General features: G+C 61.9%; 18 protein-coding genes. 5 read left to right on the forward strand and 13 right to left on the reverse strand.

Annotation, left to right across the window (positions count from 1 at the left end):
- Positions 1-2: 2 nt before the first annotated feature.
- The 5 genes from folE to dacB all read right to left on the reverse strand — a co-directional run bounded on the left by folE (position 3) and on the right by dacB (position 6,381).
- On the reverse strand, positions 3-587 hold the full coding sequence (gene folE / locus IRY30_RS08900; protein ID WP_194557076.1) for a GTP cyclohydrolase I FolE: 585 nt from the start codon (positions 585-587) through the stop codon (positions 3-5).
- A complete protein-coding gene (gene ftsH / locus IRY30_RS08905) occupies positions 587-3,142 on the reverse strand; it encodes an ATP-dependent zinc metalloprotease FtsH (protein ID WP_194557077.1) in 2,556 nt (851 codons plus the stop codon). The genes folE and ftsH overlap by 1 nt, the downstream gene beginning before the upstream one ends.
- Positions 3,143-3,251: 109 nt before the next feature.
- Positions 3,252-3,851 (reverse strand): hypoxanthine phosphoribosyltransferase, encoded by a 600-nt coding sequence (gene hpt / locus IRY30_RS08910; protein WP_228503349.1) that lies wholly within the window; start codon positions 3,849-3,851, stop codon positions 3,252-3,254.
- 16 nt (positions 3,852-3,867) lie between these two features.
- The gene (gene tilS, locus IRY30_RS08915; RefSeq protein ID WP_228503352.1) at positions 3,868-4,950 is read right to left on the reverse strand and encodes a tRNA lysidine(34) synthetase TilS; all 1,083 of its coding nucleotides are present in this window, start codon (positions 4,948-4,950) and stop codon (positions 3,868-3,870) included.
- 30 nt (positions 4,951-4,980) lie between these two features.
- On the reverse strand, positions 4,981-6,381 hold the full coding sequence (gene dacB, locus IRY30_RS08920; RefSeq protein ID WP_309824366.1) for a D-alanyl-D-alanine carboxypeptidase/D-alanyl-D-alanine endopeptidase: 1,401 nt from the start codon (positions 6,379-6,381) through the stop codon (positions 4,981-4,983).
- A 111-nt stretch (positions 6,382-6,492) separates the two neighbouring features.
- Here dacB and IRY30_RS08925 point away from each other — a divergent pair, with 111 nt between their 5' ends.
- Positions 6,493-6,975 (forward strand): inorganic diphosphatase, encoded by a 483-nt coding sequence (locus IRY30_RS08925; RefSeq protein ID WP_194557078.1) that lies wholly within the window; start codon positions 6,493-6,495, stop codon positions 6,973-6,975.
- 32 nt (positions 6,976-7,007) lie between these two features.
- On the opposite strand, the gene IRY30_RS08930 is transcribed toward IRY30_RS08925, so the two are convergent.
- The 5 genes from IRY30_RS08930 to IRY30_RS08950 are packed head-to-tail and all read right to left on the reverse strand — an operon-like array spanning position 7,008 to position 10,725.
- Positions 7,008-8,639 carry a polyamine aminopropyltransferase gene (locus IRY30_RS08930; protein WP_194557079.1) on the reverse strand — a complete coding sequence of 544 codons (1,632 nt, stop codon included), beginning with the start codon at positions 8,637-8,639 and terminating at the stop codon, positions 7,008-7,010.
- A gap of 3 nt (positions 8,640-8,642) precedes the next feature.
- Positions 8,643-9,089: a DUF350 domain-containing protein gene (locus IRY30_RS08935; protein ID WP_194557080.1), complete on the reverse strand. Its 447-nt coding sequence runs from the start codon at positions 9,087-9,089 to the stop codon at positions 8,643-8,645.
- Between the two features lie 42 nt (positions 9,090-9,131).
- The gene (locus IRY30_RS08940; RefSeq protein ID WP_194557081.1) at positions 9,132-9,545 is read right to left on the reverse strand and encodes a DUF4247 domain-containing protein; all 414 of its coding nucleotides are present in this window, start codon (positions 9,543-9,545) and stop codon (positions 9,132-9,134) included.
- Entirely contained in the window at positions 9,542-10,096 is a 555-nt protein-coding gene (locus IRY30_RS08945; protein WP_194557082.1) for a DUF2617 family protein, read from the reverse strand. Before IRY30_RS08945 ends, IRY30_RS08940 begins: the two co-directional genes overlap by 4 nt.
- Before the next feature lie 5 nt (positions 10,097-10,101).
- Positions 10,102-10,725 (reverse strand): DUF4178 domain-containing protein, encoded by a 624-nt coding sequence (locus tag IRY30_RS08950; protein ID WP_194557083.1) that lies wholly within the window; start codon positions 10,723-10,725, stop codon positions 10,102-10,104.
- Between the two features lie 123 nt (positions 10,726-10,848).
- Here IRY30_RS08950 and IRY30_RS08955 point away from each other — a divergent pair, with 123 nt between their 5' ends.
- The 4 genes from IRY30_RS08955 (at position 10,849) to IRY30_RS08970 (ending at position 17,401) form a co-directional block, all read left to right on the forward strand.
- Complete coding sequence (locus IRY30_RS08955) at positions 10,849-12,192, forward strand: alpha/beta hydrolase (protein WP_194557084.1); 1,344 nt, start codon at positions 10,849-10,851, stop codon at positions 12,190-12,192.
- Positions 12,193-12,270: 78 nt separating this feature from the next.
- On the forward strand, positions 12,271-12,981 hold the full coding sequence (locus tag IRY30_RS08960; protein ID WP_309824344.1) for an SDR family oxidoreductase: 711 nt from the start codon (positions 12,271-12,273) through the stop codon (positions 12,979-12,981).
- A 29-nt stretch (positions 12,982-13,010) separates the two neighbouring features.
- On the forward strand, positions 13,011-13,271 hold the full coding sequence (locus tag IRY30_RS08965; protein WP_228503355.1) for a phosphopantetheine-binding protein: 261 nt from the start codon (positions 13,011-13,013) through the stop codon (positions 13,269-13,271).
- Positions 13,272-13,273: 2 nt separating this feature from the next.
- Entirely contained in the window at positions 13,274-17,401 is a 4,128-nt protein-coding gene (locus IRY30_RS08970) for a non-ribosomal peptide synthetase (RefSeq protein ID WP_194557086.1), read from the forward strand.
- 7 nt (positions 17,402-17,408) lie between these two features.
- On the opposite strand, the gene IRY30_RS08975 is transcribed toward IRY30_RS08970, so the two are convergent.
- Genes IRY30_RS08975 through IRY30_RS08985 form a run of 3 tightly spaced genes read right to left on the reverse strand, consistent with a single transcriptional unit; the run spans position 17,409 to position 20,280 of the window.
- The gene (locus IRY30_RS08975; protein WP_194557087.1) at positions 17,409-18,218 is read right to left on the reverse strand and encodes an ABC transporter ATP-binding protein; all 810 of its coding nucleotides are present in this window, start codon (positions 18,216-18,218) and stop codon (positions 17,409-17,411) included.
- 5 nt (positions 18,219-18,223) lie between these two features.
- Positions 18,224-19,279, reverse strand: a complete 1,056-nt coding sequence (locus IRY30_RS08980) for a FecCD family ABC transporter permease (RefSeq protein ID WP_194557088.1) — start codon at positions 19,277-19,279, stop codon at positions 18,224-18,226.
- Positions 19,276-20,280, reverse strand: a complete 1,005-nt coding sequence (locus IRY30_RS08985; RefSeq protein ID WP_194557089.1) for a FecCD family ABC transporter permease — start codon at positions 20,278-20,280, stop codon at positions 19,276-19,278. Before IRY30_RS08985 ends, IRY30_RS08980 begins: the two co-directional genes overlap by 4 nt.
- Positions 20,281-20,293: the final 13 nt, after the last annotated feature.

The following is a 20,293-nucleotide window of genomic DNA, read 5'->3' on the forward strand; positions in this document are numbered from 1 at the left end:
GCTCACTGTCCACCCTTAATCAGAGCGAATGCTTCGGCGCGGGAGGCCACGCTGGATTCCAGCACACCGCGCACTGCAGAAGTGATGGTGCTCGCGCCTGGCTTGCGGATGCCCCGCATTGCCATGCACAGGTGCTCGGCTTCGATAACCACGATCACACCGGCTGGGTTTAGCTTCTCCACCAGCGCTTGTGCCACCTGAGTGGTGAGGCGTTCCTGAACCTGCGGGCGTTTGGCCAGCCCATCGACCAACCGGGCGAGCTTGGAAAGTCCCGTGACTTTTCCATCTTCCCCGGGGATGTATCCAATGTGCGCGTTGCCAAAGAATGGCACCAAGTGGTGCTCACAAGTGGAATAAAACGGGATGTCGCGCACCATGACCAGCTCCGAGTGCTCCTCGCTGAAGGTCTTGTTCAGCACCTCAGTGGGGTCGTCATAGAGACCCGCAAAAATTTCCTCGTAGGCACGTGCCACGCGGGAAGGGGTTTCTTGCAGTCCTTCGCGGTCTGGGTCCTCCCCGACCGCGTAGAGCAATTCCCGGATGGCGGCTTCCGCGCGAGCTTGGTCAAATTTCCGATTCTCAGCCACTAGTTATCCTCGTTCTCCGGCTTCTGGTGCTTGCCGCGTGGCTGGTCTTCGTTGCCTAGCTCGCGCTCGGTACGCACCTCGTTGTTGTGCGCACCGTTGCTGGGTCCGCCATTGTTCTGGGCGCGGTTGTTCTGGGCGTCGTCATTCTGCGGCCGGTTTCCCTGGCGCGAATCCCACGGGAATGCCTGGCGCGGCCACGATCCATCGCGGCGAGCGTTCGTATTACCTGGCTGGTCATTGCGAACCTGTTCGCCACGAACCTGCGCGTCACGAACCTGCGCATCGCGCGCCTGCTCGTTACGCACATTCTCCGGCTGCTCATGCTCCGGCAAGCGGAAACCGCGCTGCTCACTCACGGGGATCGCCTTGTGCTCGGGAGCTGCAGGACCGTTCCCCAGCGCAGCACCGTTGATCGGCCCACCACCGTTCACATGTCCAGTCACCGGTCCGCGGCCATTTGCCTGCCCCGGACCTTGGCCACCCCACACGTGGTCTTGGCCAGAATTCTCCACCTGCTTGGCTTCGTTGAGCTGCTTTTGCTGCTCAGCCTTGCGTCGTTCAATACGGGCACGCCGAGCCGCGGAGAAGTAATCGTTGCGCTTGGGCGGTTCTTCGCCACGTTCGCGGGCCAGCTCCACGGGGGTTTTCACCGGTTCGCGGTGATCCTGCGGGCGGTCCAGGTCCTGCATTGGGAACACGTCCGTGATCTCTTCCAGCTCAATGCCTTCGAAGATGGCTTCCAGATCCGGGCGGCGCAGCGTCTCCTTCTCCAGCAGCTTTTCCGCGAGGGTGTCCAGGTAGGCTCGGTTATCGCGCAGGATGCGGTAGGCGGTTGCCTGTGCCTTGTCCATGAGCATGCGCACTTCGTTATCGATCAGCGCTGCTACTTCCTGGCTGGGGCGGGATTCGCCGCCTCCTCCGCCGGCTTGGGCGCGGAACGGATCTCCCTCATCAGTGCCGTACTTCACGGCACCGATCTTGGGGCTCATGCCCAGTTCCATGACCATGCCGCGAGCGGTGTTGGTGGCCATCTCGATATCGGCCGATGCGCCGGTGGTGGGGCTACCGAACACCAGCTCTTCAGCGGCACGGCCACCCATGGCGAACACCAAACGAGCGAAAAGTTCGGAGCGGTTGTACATGCCCTTGTCGTCTTCGGGGACGGTCAGTGCATGCCCACCGGTACGGCCGCGCGCCAGGATGGTGACCTTGTACACGCGGTCAATGTCCTTCAGCGCCCACGCTGCCAAGGTGTGTCCACCCTCGTGGTAGGCGGTGATCTTCTTCTCCTGCTCGGAGATGATCTTGGTGGAGCGTCGTGGTCCACCGATCACGCGGTCGGTGGCCTCTTCCAGCGCGTCACCGGTGATCACGTTTCCGTCCACGCGAGCGGTCAGCAAAGCGGCTTCATTCAACACGTTTTCTAGGTCTGCGCCGGACATGCCAGCGGTGCGCTTGGCCAGGGAAGCCAGGTCTACGTCGTGTCCCAGGGGCTTGCCCTTGGAGTGCACGCGCAGGATCTGCTCGCGGCCGGAGAGATCCGGGTTGGTCACGGGGATCTGTCGGTCGAAACGGCCCGGGCGCAGCAACGCTGGATCCAGGATGTCTGGACGGTTGGTGGCTGCCATGAGAATCACGCCCTCGCGGTCACCGAATCCATCCATCTCCACCAACAACTGGTTCAGGGTCTGCTCGCGCTCGTCGTGACCGCCGCCCATGCCGGAGCCACGTTGGCGACCGACTGCGTCGATCTCATCCACGAAGATGATGCAGGGAGAGTTTTCCTTGGCCTGCTTGAACAGGTCGCGCACGCGGGAGGCACCCACGCCCACGAACATCTCCACGAAGTCAGAGCCGGAGATGGTGTAGAAAGGCACGCCAGCCTCACCAGCTACGGCGCGGGCCAGCAGAGTCTTACCGGTACCGGGAGGACCGTAGAGCAGCACACCGCGGGGGATCTTCGCGCCCAGTTCTTCATATCGCTGCGGGTTGGAGAGGAAATCGCGGATCTCGTCCAGCTCTTCCACTGCCTCATCGGCACCGGCCACGTCATCAAACGTGGTGTCCGGGTTGTCCTTGTTCAGCTCCTTGTGGCGGGACTTGCCCATGCCCAGGGCTCCACCCATGCCACCGCCACCCATACGTGACATGAGGAAGAACAGCAGTCCCATCACCAGCAACAGCGGCAGGATCATTACCAGCAGCGAGCCGAGGAAGCTGTCCTGGGTCACCTTGGTATCGAACTTTTCGGCTTCGGAACCCTTGACCGCATCAAAGATGCTCTCGCTCGCGCGCGCTGGGTAGCTGGAGATGACTTGCTCCACGCCATCCTTACCCTCTACGTTGATGGGCTCCTTGAGCTTCATCTGCAGCTGCTGCTCGCGGTCGTTGATCTGCACCTCGGAGACGTTTTTGTCCTCGAGCTGCTTCATCGCCACGGAGGTTTCCACATCTGCGAATCCACGGCTGCTATCCGTGAGCACGGAGAGGGTGTAGATGGCAATGAGAACGGCCGCAACGATGGCGGCGATCCTCAGCACTTTGGTCTTTTCCATAGTTCCTGTCGGTTGTCCGAAAATGCGCTACTGCTGGGCGCAGCTGAGCTGCGGGGCGCTTCTGACTACAACGCCCAATCGGTGTGAATAATGCCCCGGGGGTGGTGGGCTATTCGTACACGCGTGGGTGCAGCGTACCCACGAAAGGCAGGTCGCGGTAGCGTTCCGCGAAGTCCAAGCCGTATCCCACCACGAATTCATTGGGAATATCGAAGCCAATCTCCGCGAGATTCTCGATGTCCACCTTCACGGCATCGGGCTTGCGCAGCAGGGTCACCACGGAGAGGCTGCGGGGCTGGCGGTTGTGCAGGTTCTTCATCAACCAGGACAGGGTGAGTCCGGAATCAATGATGTCTTCCACGATCACCACGTCATGGTCGCGGATATCCCGGTCCAGGTCCTTGAGGATCCGCACCACTCCGGAGGAGCTGGTGGAGTTTCCGTAGGAGGAAACCGCCATGAATTCCAGCTGGGTGGGGATGGAGAGCTCGCGCGCGAAGTCGGTGATGAAGAATACTGCGCCCTTGAGCACGCAGATGAGGATCACGTCTTTTTCTGAATCCTTGAAGCGCTCGGAGGTGGCTGCTGCCAGCTCGCGGATGCGTTCCTGCAGCGTCTCGGTATCGATGAGCACGCTTTCTAGGTCGTCTCCATAGCGATTAGCGGGGACGTCTAGGTTTTTTTCTTGGGGGATTTTCGCCGTGGGCATTGCGTGAATCCGATCCTCACTGTGGTTCTGGTGGCACCGGGTGCTCGGCACGCGGGAGGGCGTGGAGCACCAGGTGCTTTTCTTGGCGACGCACCACCAGCCTGTGTGTGGCACGCCTAGCTGGGTTCATTGTATGCCAGTGGGCTGACCAAGGGACAGACACGGGTCCTTGTCCTCTCCAAGCGATCACCAGCGCATCGATCGCTTCAATGTGAACGTTCGTCAGCGCTCCGGCGGGCTCCTTGAGCCAGGCGCGGTAGATCCTTCGTCGCATAGCTGGCTGGTGCGCACTGACCTTGAGGCAGTTTATTTTCGACGCCAACCCCTCCGCATCCGCGTCCTCACTCACTTCCTGCAGGGCGGATTGGGCCAGGGAGTCCAAAGTGGTGGCGTCGTCCCGCAACAAGCGCGCAGACAGGGCGAGGTGATCAACCACCGCGCCCCCGAGCACCTCCTGCATGTGCGGGAGCAGTTCCGTGCGGATCCGGGAGCGAAGGTAGTCCGGGGAGGAGTTGTGCGGGTCGGTCCAATAGTCCAGCGCTGCATACTCACAGGTAGCTACGGTGTCCTCTCGGCTGGCGTGCAGCAGTGGCCTGCCTACCCAACCGGCACCGGCTTCCACGGCGGGATGCTCGCGGGTGAATTCCCGCATCCCAGCGAGCGATTCGGTGCCGGAACCCCGCGCGAGTCCCAGCAGGAAGCCTTCGGCATCGTCGGTGGCGGTGTGGGCGATCAGCACTCCCCGCCCCTCTGCCGCCGCGCCCAGCGCGCGATAACGAGCGGCCCGGGCTGGACCCTCACCAAACGCTTCTACCTCCACGGGCACGATGCGCGCGCTGGCCCCCAATCCTTCGGCTTGTCGTGCGGCCCGCTCAGCCACCGCGCGCGATCCGGCCTGCAGTTGGTGATCCACCACCACGGCCTCAACATTCAGCCCGGCACGCGTGGCCGCATGCACCAGGGACAGAGAATCGGCACCGCCGGAGAGCCCCACCACAACTCCCCGGTCCAGCTGGGCAAACGTTTCCGGGTGTTGGCTATTCAGCATGTCCAGCCAGCGCTGCATGTGCGCTGCGGTGGAAACGCGGGAGCGGCTCATGGCTTGGTGTCAGTACCGGGTTTGGCGCGCCTAGGCGCTGCGCAGGGAGTTTGCCAGGCGATCCAGCGCCTCGCGGGAGGCAGTGGGATCATCTCCGCTGGCCAGGAACGCGAAGGTGAGAACGCGGCCGGATTGGGTGGTCACGGTGCCGGCCAAGGTGTTCACTCCGGATAGGGTGCCGGTCTTGGCGTGCACCCAGCCACCGGAGTCCTCGGAGCCGGAGCCTTCCCCATAACGCTGGGTGAGCGTGCCGTCCACGCCACCAACCGGCAACTGCTGCAGCAACGGGTGGAGCTCCTTGTGCGAAAGCACCTGATCCAGGTGGTGGGCGCTCAGGCGGCTTTCGGTGCTCATGCCGGAATTGTCCTTGAGCACAGCGTTATCTAGGTCCAGGCCACTTTCGCGAAGCACTTCCAGGGCAGCAGTGGTGGCTCCTTCAAAGGTGCGCGGGGAACCGTGAGCTTCCGCCACTTCGCGCGCGATGGACTCGGCCAGCAAGTTATCTGAGTGCACCAGCATTTCATAGATGCGCGTATCCAGGGGCGCGGAGTGCACGCCACCCAGCCAGGTCAGGCCTTCGGTGAGTGAATCATTCGCATTGCCGCGCGTGGAGGCCGTCATGCCCGTGGCAGCGGTGGACCATTCCACATCCACATCCACGTCTTTCAGTCCCAGTTGTGCAGCCAGCACGTTGGCTGCGTCCTTGGCTGGTTCCATGGAGCGCGGGGAGTAGTTGTCCAGGGGCTCGATGCGAGCCGCATTGAGCATCACGGAATCCAGGTTGGCTACGTTGCCGTTGGGGATATCCCCGGTGTCCCAGGTTTTGTTGAATACTTCGCCTTCGCGCACGGAGTTATCCACCACGATGCGGTGAATGTCCTTACCTTCCAGCTGCGGGCGGAGCTGCTCGGCGAGCTCACGCATGCTGGCCGCGCCTTCGAAGTATCCGGAGTCGGGTTCGGCGGACAGGGTGATATCACCCTCGCCAACCAGGATCAGCTCACCTGGCTTTTCCTGGACCACGTAAGTTTCCAAGGATTCATCGCCGTCATTGGCCAATGTTGCGGCGGCTCCCGTGACCAACTTGGTCACGCTGGCTGGCGTGCGCAGCTTGTTCTCGTTTTCTGCCCAGAGGGTCTGCCCGGTGGCGGCATCGCTGACCTCGGCGGAAAGCTCTCCCAACGCGGGGTCTTTCGAGGTCTTGCTCACGGCAGCCTTCACGTCCGGCAAGTTTGCACCTTCACCCGTGGAATCTTCCGGCGGCAGCATCACTGGTGCTGCTTCGCTGGTATCAGGTGCGGCTGCTGGTTCCACTTCATAACGTGATGCGGCGTTCCAGACCAGCGCGGCGACAATGACAGCCACCACCACGAGGAGGAAAACCGCCAGGGAAATCCACCAACCGGTCCGTGTTGATTTCTGGGTACTCACAATCAGCCACTCTAGCGTTGCTGGGTTATCTACAGGCTGTTGGGAGACACGTTAAGATGGGGCGCGTTAAGTTCACTTATCCCAACCATCGCGAAGGGTGGCGCTTTCATCATGAGCTCCAACAGCATCGAAGTAACCATTGAGATCCCCAAGGGTTCCCGCAACAAGTACGAAGTCGATCACGAGACCGGAAAGGTTTTCCTCGACCGCTACCTGTTCACCTCAATGGCATACCCTGCCGATTACGGCTTCATTGATCACACCCTGGGCGAAGATGGTGACCCACTAGACGCGCTGATCATCATGCCGGAATCCGTATTCCCCGGAGTTATCGTCAAGGCTCGCCCAGTTGGTGTGTTCAAGATGACCGACGAGGCCGGCGGCGATGACAAGCTGCTCTGTGTGGTGGACGACGTCCGCTTCGATGCCTACCAGGATCTGGAAGATATCGATCAGTTCACCCGCAACGAGATCGAGCACTTCTTCGTGCACTACAAGGACCTGGAGCCCAACAAGGAAGTTTCCGGTTCCGGCTGGGGCAACAAGGCCGAAGCGCAGAAGATCCTCGAAGAGGCTATCGCTCGCTACAAGTAAGTATTGCTAGGCAGGCGCGATTTATTGCCTGCTTACTCCCCTGCCGCCCGGTATCCGCGCCGTAGATCCTCCACAATCACCGGATGATCCAGCGTGTTGGGCGGTAGGTCCACCAGCGGGTTATCTGGGGGAAAGACACCCGCTGCACGCAGCGTATCCGTGTTCAGATAGCGCAGTTCTGGGGCTGTGCTGGGCACACTCAGCTGGGTATTTTCGGGGGCGCACATGTTGAATCCCCAGTCACCAAAGGTGGGCACGTGCACGTGGTACGGCACCACCTCTGCACAACCGGCCGCTTTCAGAGTGGAACGCACACGATTAAACACATCGGGCGTGGTGAAGGCGCTGCCGGATTGAACCACCATCCGGCCTTCAGGGTCCAGCATTTTATGCAAGAGCCCATAGAACTCTTGGGAATATAACCGGGCCATGGTGTCATTATCGGGGTCGGAAAGATCGACGAGTATGGCGTCGAAAGGTGGTACGCCACCTCCCCCAGAACGCACCCAGGTGAACGCATCCTCGGTGCGCACGTGCACGCGGGGGTCTTCCAGAGAACCTTGGTTATCTTCGCGCAGCACGGTATTGGCCACGCGGATCATTTCTGGATCCAGCTCCACCTGTTCGATGTGCTGGATGTGATCCATGCGCAGCAGCTCGCGGGCGGCCAGGCCATCGCCACCGCCGATGATCAGTACCCGTTCCGTTTCCGGAGTGATGGCTGGATAGACCAGGGATTCGGTGTAGCGGTACTCATCGCGGGTGGAATACTGCAGGCCGCCGTTCAGGAACAACCGGCGATCCTTGCCGTCCTTGGTCACCACGATGTCCTGGTACTGGGATTGCTGCGAGTAAATGATGGGGTCTTGGAACAGGCGCTGACGCGCGGTGGCCACTACTCCGTCGGAGCGCACGATCAGCACCGCCAGACCCACGATGGCCACCACGATCACCGTGCTCACCAGCGCCAAGTGCGCGCGAGCCACCGACCAGCGCAACACCAGTGCTGCCACCACCAGAGCCGCGACCAGATTCAGCAGGCCCGCGGCAGCCGTGCCCTGCAACAACCCCAGATGAGGCAACAGCAGGAAAGGCCAAGCCAACCCACCCAAAAGGGCACCCAGATAATCGGCCACGTTGAGGGTAGCCAGGATGGAGCCCGACTCCTTGGCATCCACCAATCTGCCGCGCTGGAACATGGTCATCAGCAGCGGCAATTCTGCGCCCACCAGCATGCCAATCAGCAGGGTGGCCAGCACCAGAAGGATCAGGCTTTGCCCCGTGACAGCAAACGCGAGGTAGAGCAGCGTGGCACTCAATCCGCCCACCACGCCCAGGGTGGCTTCCACCCAGAGGAAGGCAGTCTCCGCCCACTTCAGCAGCGGTTTCGCGCACAGCGCGCCCAGTCCGAGGGCGGCCACGTACCCGGCCACGATCAAGCTGGTCTCCACGATTCCCCCGCCGTTGAGGCTGGTGGAGAGCGAGATCAGCGCCAGTTCATAAACCAGCCCCGAAGCTGCGCAGACGGCGACTGAAAGTAGGAGCAGAAAGCGACGCGGACCCGGCACCAAACCCCGCTCGCCGCGTTCACCCCGCTCAACCTGTTCGTTCTGCTCCTCCGCCACAACCGGCGCTGCAGACACTGTAGATTCCGTCGATGCCATGGATTACGTGAGGCACACGGCGTTCACGGCACCCACAACCACCAGCAGCACGCCGAGAACCAACGTGGAGCTGCGGAGTTTCCGATCCTCCACCAGGTTGCGGAACCTTCCGGGAATGGCGATCTCCACGACCACCATCACGATGGTCTGCAACGTCAAGCCCAGCAGCGAATACACGGCGACGTGAATGATGCCGTCCACCAGATTGGGCTCGGTGGTGGCGATAGCAGCGACCAGCACCATGCCGATGGCAATGAGCTGGCTACCCGCCATAACCGCCGCGTTCGGCAGGTGGTGCACAAAGACCTGGTCTCGCAGCCGTCCCGGGGTGAGCAGGTCCTGCACCACGAAGGAAAGCGCGAGCACCAGCAGCGCGATGAAGAAGTAGGCGACGGAGGCCAGGATGCCGTCCTGCAGGGAGTACTCGGCGGCAAGAATGTGCTGGTTCATGGTGATATTCCTGTTCTGCTGTGGGGTTCTACGTGTTGTTGATTACTTGTTACCGAAGGAATTTCCGCCAGTCCCGCCCGAGGAACCCGAGGGCGAGCCGGGTGAGAATCCCGTTCCGAGGAAAATAAAGTGGCCGCTGTTGACCCGCCGCAAGTCTTCGAAGCGCAGCACGCACTTCCCGGATTCATGGGAGATCGTGGCCAGCTCCTTGGGGTAACGGAGGTAGTAAGTTCCCTTGTCCTCTTTATGGGCTTGGGGATCCGTCTCCGCGACCAGCTCGTCATAGGCCGCCTTGGCATCCGTGCAGTTGTACTGGGAATCCGAGACGCGCGTGAAGGTGTCTGAATTCTTCAGGTACGTGTGCACCGATGACCCGTTGGAGAATCCCGCGAGCGTGAACACCGCGCCGAAGACGATCAGCAGCACACCCACCGCGATTTTCAGCTTCCAGCTCATGGCTCTCCCACCTCGTTTTCCTCCACAGTCAGCTCAGATTCGCTTTCCACCACCACTAATTCAGCCGGGTAGAAATGCCAGGTTCGCCACTGCGCCCGCTCCCCCTCGACCTTCCCCCACAGCGCCGTGAGGTGGTATTTCCCCTCTCCCGGGAACGTCCCCACCAGCCAAGATTCAGCTTCAGCTTCTCGCAGGATCCGCTCCGCCTGCTCCGCGAATTCCTCCGGCGCGTAGGCCACCCGCCGGGCTGTCAGGCGGTAATTCCCGGCTCCCCATCGTTGATTTTTTTCGACGCCATCACTCATCGCCATCCCGCCTTCTAGCGCGTGGCAGCTGATCTCTTCCCGAAAGGATGCGGGGAGCTGAGTATTGGCGGGCGTGGCGTCGACCACATGGGAAGCACCCAAAATACCCAGTGTGAGTTGGAGGCGAGCCCCGGGTGCGTGCACTCTGGCCTCGGCGAGCATGGCAGGCGCAGGGCCATCCAGGCGAACCCCGAGGGATTCAGAATGGATGTCCTGTGGTGCGATTGCCAGCCGAGAAATACTCATGGGGTCTACTGGCTTGGTGCGGGGTAGACGGTTACTTCGCCCGGCGCGATGACCTGGCCGAGGGAGACTTCCCAGGGGGAATCGCCGAACTTTTCATAGCTCAGGCGGCGAGAACTATCTGCACCGCTGCCCTGGTAATCCACGTAGCTCAAGTCGCCGGACTCAGCCAGGCCCGTGTTGCCGGTGGAGCGGTAGTGCGCGGGGCCACGCTCAGACTCCCGGTAGATCACGCCGTTGACCTCGGTCTGTGAGGGTGGTTCCGGCTCGGTGGAGTAGGCACCCTTTTCCCAGAGGACGAGCTCCAGGGTGCCTTCGTCCACCTCCACGGAGAAGTACCGGGAACCGCTACCGCCATCCACCATGTGCTCGTGCCACACATAGGGACCCTGGTTGATCTCGAGAGAACCGCGCACCACGTAGTCCGTCTGCCCGTGCCGGATGATCGCGCCGGGAGCAATGTTCGTGGGGCTGAATTGGCTCGCGCCATCAACATCGGCGAAGGGATCCTGCGGTTCCCGGGGCCGGCTGTTCTCGGCCTGCTCAGCCTTGCGCTTAGCCAGGCCTTGCACCACCAAAATCACGCCGACCAGAACCACGACGATTCCCAGTAGTATCCATAACCAGTTCATGATCTCGACCCTAGTTGATGGGTGGGACAGTGGCAGTTGCTGCCGGAAGATTACCCGCCAGTAAAGTGAGTTTTTCGAATTTCTTCATCCAGGAATTACTTCCCCGGGAAAGGCCTCCCCGCGTTGTCCTCAACACATTCTCGCTACCAGACCGTTGCTGAACTGCGGGAATTGTTCTCTTCCACTCCGGAATCCGAGCATGAGGCATTGTTCCGGGAGGTGGCCTCCGCGGGCTTTCCCCTCCTTGCTCCCGAGGGAACCCGCGCCACATTTTGTCTGTGGGAACCCGACGTATTTCCGGAACCGGTGCCGGATGATTGCGTGGCGCATCTCTGGGTGAATCGGTTGACGGATAAGCAGTTCTATTCCCGCGGTTTAATGGCTCGCATGCCAGGAACTCAAGTGTGGGCGGTAGAGCTGGACGTGCCGCCGACTCTCATGGCGTCCTATGGTTTCGGGGTGGTGCCATCCCCCGAGACTGATTCCCCCGCCACCAGTGCCACCGCAACCGCTCACCACACCATCACCCGCTACCCGGATCCGCATGCCCGCGCAGGTGCTGCGCGCTTCACTCTGGAGGGCGAACCGGAACTCTCCGCGTTCTACGGACCGTTGAGCCCTGCCGCGCGCAGCAACTGGCTCACCAGAACCCACGTGGGTGCTTCTCCCGTGTCAGAAACCACCACCTGCCCCGATGGGAAGAACCGCCCGATCCTCGCGTACCTGCCGGAGTATCATGAACAAGCGAACGCTGCCCTCCCCGTGGTTTTCCTGTTCGACGCCCCCACCTGGTTCCAGCAGTTCCACCTAGCAGACGTGCTGAACTGGGCGATCTCTGCCGGATTGTTGCCGCCCCTGTGCGTGGCCGGAGCGGGTGCGCTAGACCCCCGCGATCGCGCACACGTCTACGCCCATCTCCCCGAAACTCCCGAGACCAGCATCTTGGCGCATCTCTACTCGCAAGCGTTGGACTTTGCGCGGGAATCAGCCACCGAATCCGGGACTGCACTTAACACCTCTAACGGGGTGATCATCGCTGGTCAGAGCATGGGCGGGTTGGGCGCACTCCAGCTGGACCGTCACCTCGCCCGCGCGGGAACTCCACCCCGCGCGCTAGTCATTTCCTCCCCATCCGTGTGGTGGTCCCCGAAACCCGGCGCGATCCCGGCGAACCTGGGCCAGGAAGAAGTGGATTGGGCAGCCCGCGAGTATTTCCTGGAGCCACACAGCTCCCCCAGCCACGCTCCCCTATTTATCGACGCCGGCGCCCGCGAAGGCCTGCTCGTCTCCAAGTCTTTCCAGTTGTTGGCTGCCGCGGCGGGTAATGGGCGCGACACCCATTTCCGGGTGATGGATGGCGGGCATGATCAGCTGTGGTGGGCATTTTCCTTGGTCGAGCGGCTCGGCATGATCCTCAACGCGTCGACAGCCTCCGCGAACCCGGAACAAACCAACACCCCCATTTGAGTTAGCTTAGGCTAACTTAAAACTGTTAGGTATAGTCGTCCTGTCATGCCAACGCGCAGCAGGAAGGATTCACCTATCGTGGCTCACACCATTGTCACCGGCGCCACCGGCGGGATCGGCAGCGCGTGCGTCTCCGCGCTCCGCGATCTTGGGCATCAGGTTTCCGCTTGGGACCTCCCCGAAGTCGACGTGACCGACCAAGCAGCCGTACACGTGGCCCTAGAAAAGGCCATCGTCGAACACGGCCCCATCAGCGGATTGGTGCATTGCGCTGGAGTGTTGGCGGCCGATGAAGCGCTGCACCCGCAGCTCTCCACCCTGCAGCACAGCATGGAGGTGAACTTCTTCGGCGTGGTCAATGTATGCGCTGCAGTGGCGCAACACATGGTGGAGCGCTGCGGGGGATCCATCGTTACCGTCACCTCGAATGCGCATTCCACCCCGCGGCAGGGCATGGCCGCCTATGGCGCATCAAAGGCAGCCGCGGCTTCGTGGATGCGCACGCTGGCGCTGGAAACCGCGGGGCACGGCGTGCGCTGCAACACCGTCTCCCCAGGATCCACCGAAACTCCCATGCTCACCGGCATGTTCGAACCCAAGCAAACTGAGCAAGCCTTCCGCCAGGTCATTGCCGGAACCCCGGAGACTTTCCGCCTGGGCATCCCCCTGGGCCGCATCGCCGATCCAGCGGCAGTTGCAGAGACCTGCCTGTTCCTCCTCTCTGATGCCGCCCGCCACATCACCATGCATGACCTGCGCGTGGATGGCGGCGCCACTTTTGACTCTTAAACCACCCACCCATCACCCCGAAGGAAAACATGACTGAAGAAAACGCCGTAAACAACCACACGAACGAGCCACAATTGACGCGCGAAAGTATGAAGGCTGGCGTCGGAAAAATCATGAATATCCCCGCCGATCAGGTGGAGGAAAACGAATCCCTGGTGGATCAGGGTCTTGATTCCCTCCGGCTGGTGACGCTGATCGAGGAATGGCGCACCGATGGCGCGGACATCGATTTTCATGCGTTTTTGGAGGCGGACACGCTGAACGAGTGGTACGAACTGCTGCACATCTAGCCATGAACTCCTCCCCCATTTTCGAGCTCTCCGCAGGCCAGCGAAGCATCTGGTTCGGCCAATCCACCTGTCCCGGCACCGCCACATACCAATGCGGTGAGTTGATCCGTTTCCCTTCGGGGAGCGACGTCGATGCGGCGCGGTTGGCGCGAATCATTCGGCGCTGCATTTCTCAACTGCCGGTTTTCACGGCGGAGTATGTGGATGGGGGAGTGTCAGGACCGATCGCCCGGCGCGGTGATGAGGATGCTCGCATCTCGGTTGAGGTGCTGGATTCTGCGCAGATCGTTGGTGCAGGCGGAGACCTGGACCCGGATGCGGACCTGGATGCCGAGGTGGAGTTGGCGGCGCGGAGGTTCATCGCTCGGCCCACCGGATCTGAACTGCGGGGAGCCGACCTGACCGCGCATCAGCTCATCACGCACGCCGATGGAAGGCTCTGGTGGGTGGCGCGATTCCATCACATCGCTGGTGATGGTTTCTCCTTCAATGCCCTGCTCACGTGGATCACTCAGTGTTACACAGCAGAGAGCCGGGGCGAGGAGCTGCCGGAAAGCCCATTCACTTTGCCGGAGCCTGCTGATCGCGCGGTGTCACCTGAAACGGTGGAATTTTGGCGCGAGCACACGCTCCCAGAACCAGGGATTTCTCTGCTTCCGGATGTGGCTGATTCTCCCGATCCCGTGGATGCAGACGTGGTGGTGTCCGGTGCAGCACTTCTGCCAGCTGATGCGCGCAAACAACTACGCACCTTGCTGCAGGGGCTGAACTCCGTGGCTGAATCTACTGCTCCAGGCTCGGAACACCCCATTGAACACCCGACTGAGCTGGATCTAGTGATGCTGCTGACCAGTAGGTATATCGCATCCTTGAGTAACGCCGAAGAGCTCAGCATCGGCATCCCGTTGATGAACCGCACCTTTGGGCGAAAGGTGGTGGAGTGCGGTCCGGCCGTGAGCGTGATGCCGCTGTGCGTGAATTTTGCGGCCGCTTCAAGCGCTGCTGCGCTGCTCCAAGATTTGAGCCGTGAGCTGCGCGCCATTCGCGAACACAGTTCCATTGGGGTGGATCAGCTGCGCGCTCTCACGCAGCGCACCGATCCCACGCTGAGCGTGACCGGCCCGCACGTTAATTTCCGCCCGTTCACACCTGCGTTCAGGTGCGGTTCGGCAACGGGCACGTTGTCCACACTGTCTGTGGGTCCGCTGGAGGATATCGAGATCATCTTCCAATCCGCCCGCGGTGGCGCGCTGGAGATCATGGTCATGGCACGCGGTGTGCATCACAGCTCCGCCGTGCAAGCCCATGCGGATCGGCTGGCCCATGTGCTCACCCAAGCCGCGGAGCTCACTGCCCAATCTGAATTCGATCCCGCAGCGGAAGATTTTGGCACCGTACAATGCGTGCTTCCCGAGGAATTCCAGCAGGTCATCAACGATTTCAATGCCACTGAGCATGAATTGCCCGGCCACCGAACCCTGCGAGAAATGCTGCTGTCCGAACATGCGCGCATCACGGATCACGGCTCGGATCGCAGTTCAGAACTCGCACAGCAACCACTGTTGATCTTCCATGACCCGGAAACAGACACTTCGGCCCACCTGAACCATGACGAGCTATGGCAGCTAGCTACTTCTGGAGCTCAACAACTCAAGGATTGCGGTATCGGCCCCGGCGATGTGGTGGCCCTGCACCTGCGGCGCAGCCCAGAATTCATCATTGCGGTGGCTGCCACCATTTTGGCCGGTGCGGCATGGGTTCCGATTGACCCGGACATCCCGGTTGCTCGTCGCAGGAGCATGCTGACCAGGTGCAACGCGCGCCTCGCGGTCTCCGCATACCCTAATGCGGAACTGGAACTACCCACCATCCTCACCAGCGACGATGGGCATCTCACCCCCTGGATTCTCAGTTCCACTCAGCCAGAAGATCACGCTCCCTCGCGCGCAGTAGAAGACACCCAAGGCATCGATGTGGCCTATGTCCTGTTCACCTCGGGTTCCACCGGCACACCCAAGGCAGTGGCCGTGCCTCAGGAAGGAATCGTGAACCGCCTCGAATGGATGTGCGCGTATTACGATCTGCCCGCCCAGAGGATGCTGCACAAAACTCCCCTCACATTCGATGTCTCCGTGTGGGAGTACCTCTTACCGCTCACGCATTCCATCCCCACGGTCATCGCCCCGCCACAGGCACACCTTGATCTGCAGCACATCGAACGCCTCTTGCGGGATCATCGCGTGAACTTCTGTCATTTCGTGCCCTCGGCTCTGGCGGCCTTCCTCCCGCAGGTGTGTGATCTCCCAGACCTGCAGCAGATCATCACGTCCGGGGAGGCACTGCCCGCTCACTTGGCGCAGCAAACCCGCGAGGCGTTGGACGTGGAGGTGCACAATCTCTACGGCCCCACCGAGGCCTCCATCGACGTCAGCGCGCACACCGTCGACGATTCCGATCAGGTCATTCCCATCGGCACTCCTGTGTGGAACACCGCCCTGTATGTGCTGGATCGGTGGAATCAGCCCGTCCCCGCGCAGTTCCCCGGCATGCTGCATATCGCTGGCCGTCAAGTTGCCCTGGGGTACATGGGCCAGCCCGAACTCACTGCGGAAAAGTTCATCGCAGATCCCTTCCCGCCTGCAGAATCCACTCCCGGTTCCGCACCGCAGCGCTGCTACAACACCGGTGACATTGCACGTTGGAGGCCATCGGGAACCCTGGATTACCTTGGGCGCAGCGATGGCCAGGTGAAGCTTCGCGGCCAGCGCCTCGAGCTGGGCGAAGTCACCTCTGTTGTGGAATCCGCGCCGGGAATCGCTCGCGCCGCCACGGTCATCCGCGAGGTTGCCGGCAGCCCGGCACTGGTTGCGTATGTGGTTCTCGCGCCAGAAAACCCGCAAACAGAAAACCCGCAGAACCTCTCGGCCACCATCAAGCAGTGGTGCGCGAAACACCTCCCGGATTACATGGTCCCTTCGTTCGTAGTCCCGCTCGAATCCATGCCGCTGACCGTCAACGGCAAGCTGAATGCCACAGAACTCCCCGCTCCCGAGCTCCCCACGCTGGGTAGTTCATCAGCGCAGCACTCCCCGCATCCAAGCACCCCAGCGAGCATTTATCTGCCGCAAGTCATCTCAGCCTGGCGTCGAATATTGGAACTACCAGCCGAAACAAACAGCGAACACCTGGCCCATGCCAACTTCTTCGAGCTCGGCGGCAACTCACTCTCCGCCGTGCTGCTGGCCGCGGAGATCCCCAACGTGACCGTGGCGGATGTCTTCGCCCACCCCACTCCCGTGGCCCTCGCGCAGCGGGCAGAACAACCTCGCACCACAGGTTCGGATCTTGGCCCGGCGTATGCGGAGTTGCTCACGTTGCGCCCGCATCGCCACGGCACTCCCGTGGTGTGTGTCCATCCCGCGGGCGGCCTGGGCTGGGTGTACGCCGGTTTGCTCCCGCACCTGCACAGCCCCGATGTGGGCGTGTACGTGGTGCAAACCCCGGCTTTTTCCGGCGGTGAACTACCCCGTTCCATCGATGCTGCCGTGCAGCGGGCCGCGACGCTCATCGAGGATCTACTCACCGAAACAGGTTGCGACACCGTGGACGTGGTGGGTTGGTCCATCGGCGGGGTCCTCGCGCAGCATCTCGCGGCAACTCGGCCGTCCGTGGTGGCTCGCCTCCTTCTTCTCGACGCCTACCCCGCCGCAGCGTGGCGCCAACTTCCCATGCCTAACCAGCAGGAGATGTGGCGCGCGGTTCTGGACATGGCGGGAATCTCCACGGTGGAGGTGGAGGAATCCACGCTGGACCAGGAGGCAATCGCCCAGCTACTCGCGGATTCTCAGGGCGTGTATGCGCACCTACCCAGCTCCGTGCTCAAGGCGCTGCCAGAGGTGGTGGAGGCCAGCTCTCGAGCCATGCGGGAGCACACCACGCAACCATCGCAGGTCCCCACCTGGCATTTCACCGCCCTGCAGAAACCGGACGTGCAGAGCACCGCGCTACAGGCGAACAAATGGGCCGACGTGCTGGGAGAATGCACGGAATTCCTTGCGCTGGACGTGACCCACCCGGGGATGGTGGGCCCGCTCGGATTCCAGGTCGTGGCAGAGATCCTCCGGGATTAAACCCCGATTAGCTTTCCTCATCCACCGGCACCACGATGGGCCGCCCGGAACGGGGATCGTGCAACAGCTCGCAGCGCAGGCCGTAGACATCCTCCATGAGTTCGGGCGTCACCACGTCGTTGACCTGCCCTTCCGCCACGATCGCCCCCTCCTTCATCATCACCAAATTGGTGGCATAGCGAAACGCGAGCGTGAGCTCATGCAACACCGCGACCACCGTGAAGCCTTCGCGCTGGAGCGCCCGCGCCAGGTTCAACACCTCAACCTGGTGGGCGATATCCAGGTACGTGGTGGGCTCATCCAGCAACACGATCGGCGCATCCTGAGCCAGCACCAAAGAGATCCACACGCGCTGCCGCTGCCCACCGGAAAGTTCGGTGACATATCGCTGCGCCAGCTCCTCCACGTGCGCCCGAGCCATGGCTTCCTTGACCTTGCGCTCGTCCTCGGAACTCCACTGCTTGAAGAATCCCTGGTGCGGATACCGACCCCGCCCCACCAAGTCCTCCACCACGATCCCCTCAGGCGCCACCGGTGATTGCGGCAGCAAGCTCATTTGCCGCGCCACCTCCTTGGGCGGCAGCTCCCCCACCGGTTTCCCGTCCAGCAGCACCTCCCCGCGCACGGGCTCCACCATCCGAGAAAGCGCCTTGAGCAGCGTGGACTTGCCACACGCGTTCGGTCCCACGATCACCGTGAATTCTCCATCGGGGATCTGCAGACTCAGGTCCTCGATGATCACCTTGTTCCCGTAGGCCACGCAAATGTTCTTCGCCTGCAGTCGATTTTTTTCGACGCCAAGCTCGTCATTGTTCATAGTTTTCATCTTTTTCTGCGCCATTCCATGGCCAGGAGCCACACTAGATACACGCCACCGACAGCTCCTGTGACTACCCCCACTGGTAGTTGCGTGGGTGCGAAAAGTCGCTGAGCAATGGCGTCGGAAAGAAGAACCAACGTTGCCCCCATGAGGGCAGCAAGTCCCAAGCCCACCCCGGAGGTGCGGCTGAGGGTGCGGGCTAATTGCGGAGCGGCCAGTGCCACGAAGGCAATGGGGCCGGCGGCGGCCACGCTGATCGCCACGAGGATGACCCCCATAGCGATGAGCTGAAGCCGGCGTCTACCCACGGGAACGCCCAGGCCCACGGCCATCTCGGCACCGGTCATCATGATGCTCAGGGAGCGCGCTAACACCAGGGCCAACGGGGAGAGCACCGCGATGGCGATGGCGAAGGTGGTGGTTTCGCCCCAGGTGGTGGCGTTGAATGAACCCACCAACCACTGTTGCGCGGTCTGCGCGGCGGAAAGCGATGCCTTCACGATGAGCAGCTGGTTGATGCCCTGCAGCACCGCAGCGATACCGATTCCCACCAGCACGAACCTGGTGCCGGACATGCCCGCGCCCGCGGAAAGTCCGTACACCAGTGCGCCCGTGGCGAAGCCGCCGATGATGGCTGCCAATGCGATGGCAGCGGGGCCGCCGTTGAACACGATGATCTGCAGCAACGCGCCCGCGGCCGCACCCGTGGTGAAGCCGGTGATGTCCGGGGATCCCAGCGGGTTGGCGGTGAGCTGTTGGAAGATGCAGCCGGACATGCCCAGTGCCGCGCCCACCAGAATTGCCAGCACCACGCGCGGGGCGCGGAGCTCTTGGACGAAGTAGATAGCCAACGGATTGGAGTGGGTACCGATGACGGCACGCACCACGTCCGCGGGGCTCAGTAGGTAATCACCGAGCGTCATGATGAACACCGCAGCGGTGGCCATGATCGCGGTGAGGATGGCTCCGACCAGCAGAGATCGACGCTCCACGCGGAGCGTGAATGGGCCGAGCCGCAGCACCACGTGCCGGGACTGCATCGCTTTGTGAGATGTCATCGCGCGGCCACCTCAATCTTGGAGCGGCGCACCAACATCACGAACACCGGGCCGCCGAGAATCGCGGTGACGATTCCTGTCTGCACTTCCTGGGGCATCACCACCACGCGCGCGAAGATATCTGCGCACAGCATCACCGCCGGGGCGATCAGCGCGCTGAAGGGAATGATCCATCGCTGGTCTGGGCCGCTGAAAATGCGGGCGATGTAGGGCACGCCCAAACCGATAAACATGATGGGGCCCACCGCGGCGGTGGCCGCACCTGCCAGCAGCGTCACGGCGATCATCACCATCACGCGCAGCCGCACCACGCGCACGCCCAAAGCCTTCCCCGCCTCTTCACCCAAGGCCACCGCGTTCAGGCCTGGTCCGCAGAGGAATGCGAGAAGCAATCCAGCGGCGATGAATCCCCCGACACCCAGAATCACCGGGTAGCCCCGATTTTCCAGCGATCCCGCGGCCCACAGGCGGAACTCATTGTACACGTTTTGGTCATTCAGGATCACCACCTGCACAAACGAGCTGATCACCATGGATATCGCTACACCCGCCAAAGCCAGGCGAGCAGGAGTGGCAGCAGAAGTGCCCATCCCGCCGAGCACGTACACCACCACTGCGGCCAACGCAGCACCGAAGAAAGCGAACCAGAGGTAGAACCAAATGCTGGTCAACCCAAATATGGCCACGGCCAACACCACTGCCAACGAAGCACCCGCGTTCACACCCAGCACGCCTGGATCCGCCAGCGGGTTGCGGGTCAGCGATTGCATCAGCGCACCCGCGACTCCCAAGGCAGCACCCACCAGGATCACCAGGATGGTTCGGGGGATGCGCTGCTGATGCACCACCACGGATTCGAAAGTCTCATCCGGGTGGAGCAACAACTGCCACACATTTGCCAGCGGAATGTGGTTGGAGCCCACCGCTAGTGATCCGCAGATCAGCACCGCCAGCAGGGATAAACAGGCCACGATTCCCGTGGCGCGACGAGTCATATACATAAATGGGTGTGTC

The organism is Corynebacterium suicordis DSM 45110 (assembly GCF_015351405.1).
GTDB lineage: Bacteria > Actinomycetota > Actinomycetes > Mycobacteriales > Mycobacteriaceae > Corynebacterium > Corynebacterium suicordis.

Excerpts from the sequence above, each read along its gene's own strand:
- ftsH (WP_194557077.1), bottom strand. The coding sequence starts at position 3,142 with ATGGAAAAGACCAAAGTGCTGAGGATCGCCGCCATCGTTGCGGCCGTT.
- hpt (WP_228503349.1), bottom strand. The coding sequence starts at position 3,851 with ATGCCCACGGCGAAAATCCCCCAAGAAAAAAACCTAGACGTCCCCGCT.
- tilS (WP_228503352.1), bottom strand. The coding sequence starts at position 4,950 with ATGAGCCGCTCCCGCGTTTCCACCGCAGCGCACATGCAGCGCTGGCTG.
- IRY30_RS08925 (WP_194557078.1), top strand. The coding sequence starts at position 6,493 with ATGAGCTCCAACAGCATCGAAGTAACCATTGAGATCCCCAAGGGTTCC.
- IRY30_RS08930 (WP_194557079.1), bottom strand. The coding sequence starts at position 8,639 with ATGGCATCGACGGAATCTACAGTGTCTGCAGCGCCGGTTGTGGCGGAG.
- IRY30_RS08935 (WP_194557080.1), bottom strand. The coding sequence starts at position 9,089 with ATGAACCAGCACATTCTTGCCGCCGAGTACTCCCTGCAGGACGGCATC.
- IRY30_RS08940 (WP_194557081.1), bottom strand. The coding sequence starts at position 9,545 with ATGAGCTGGAAGCTGAAAATCGCGGTGGGTGTGCTGCTGATCGTCTTC.
- IRY30_RS08945 (WP_194557082.1), bottom strand. The coding sequence starts at position 10,096 with ATGAGTATTTCTCGGCTGGCAATCGCACCACAGGACATCCATTCTGAA.
- IRY30_RS08950 (WP_194557083.1), bottom strand. The coding sequence starts at position 10,725 with ATGAACTGGTTATGGATACTACTGGGAATCGTCGTGGTTCTGGTCGGC.
- IRY30_RS08965 (WP_228503355.1), top strand. The coding sequence starts at position 13,011 with ATGACTGAAGAAAACGCCGTAAACAACCACACGAACGAGCCACAATTG.
- IRY30_RS08970 (WP_194557086.1), top strand. The coding sequence starts at position 13,274 with ATGAACTCCTCCCCCATTTTCGAGCTCTCCGCAGGCCAGCGAAGCATC.
- IRY30_RS08975 (WP_194557087.1), bottom strand. The coding sequence starts at position 18,218 with ATGAACAATGACGAGCTTGGCGTCGAAAAAAATCGACTGCAGGCGAAG.
- IRY30_RS08980 (WP_194557088.1), bottom strand. The coding sequence starts at position 19,279 with ATGACATCTCACAAAGCGATGCAGTCCCGGCACGTGGTGCTGCGGCTC.
- IRY30_RS08985 (WP_194557089.1), bottom strand. The coding sequence starts at position 20,280 with ATGTATATGACTCGTCGCGCCACGGGAATCGTGGCCTGTTTATCCCTG.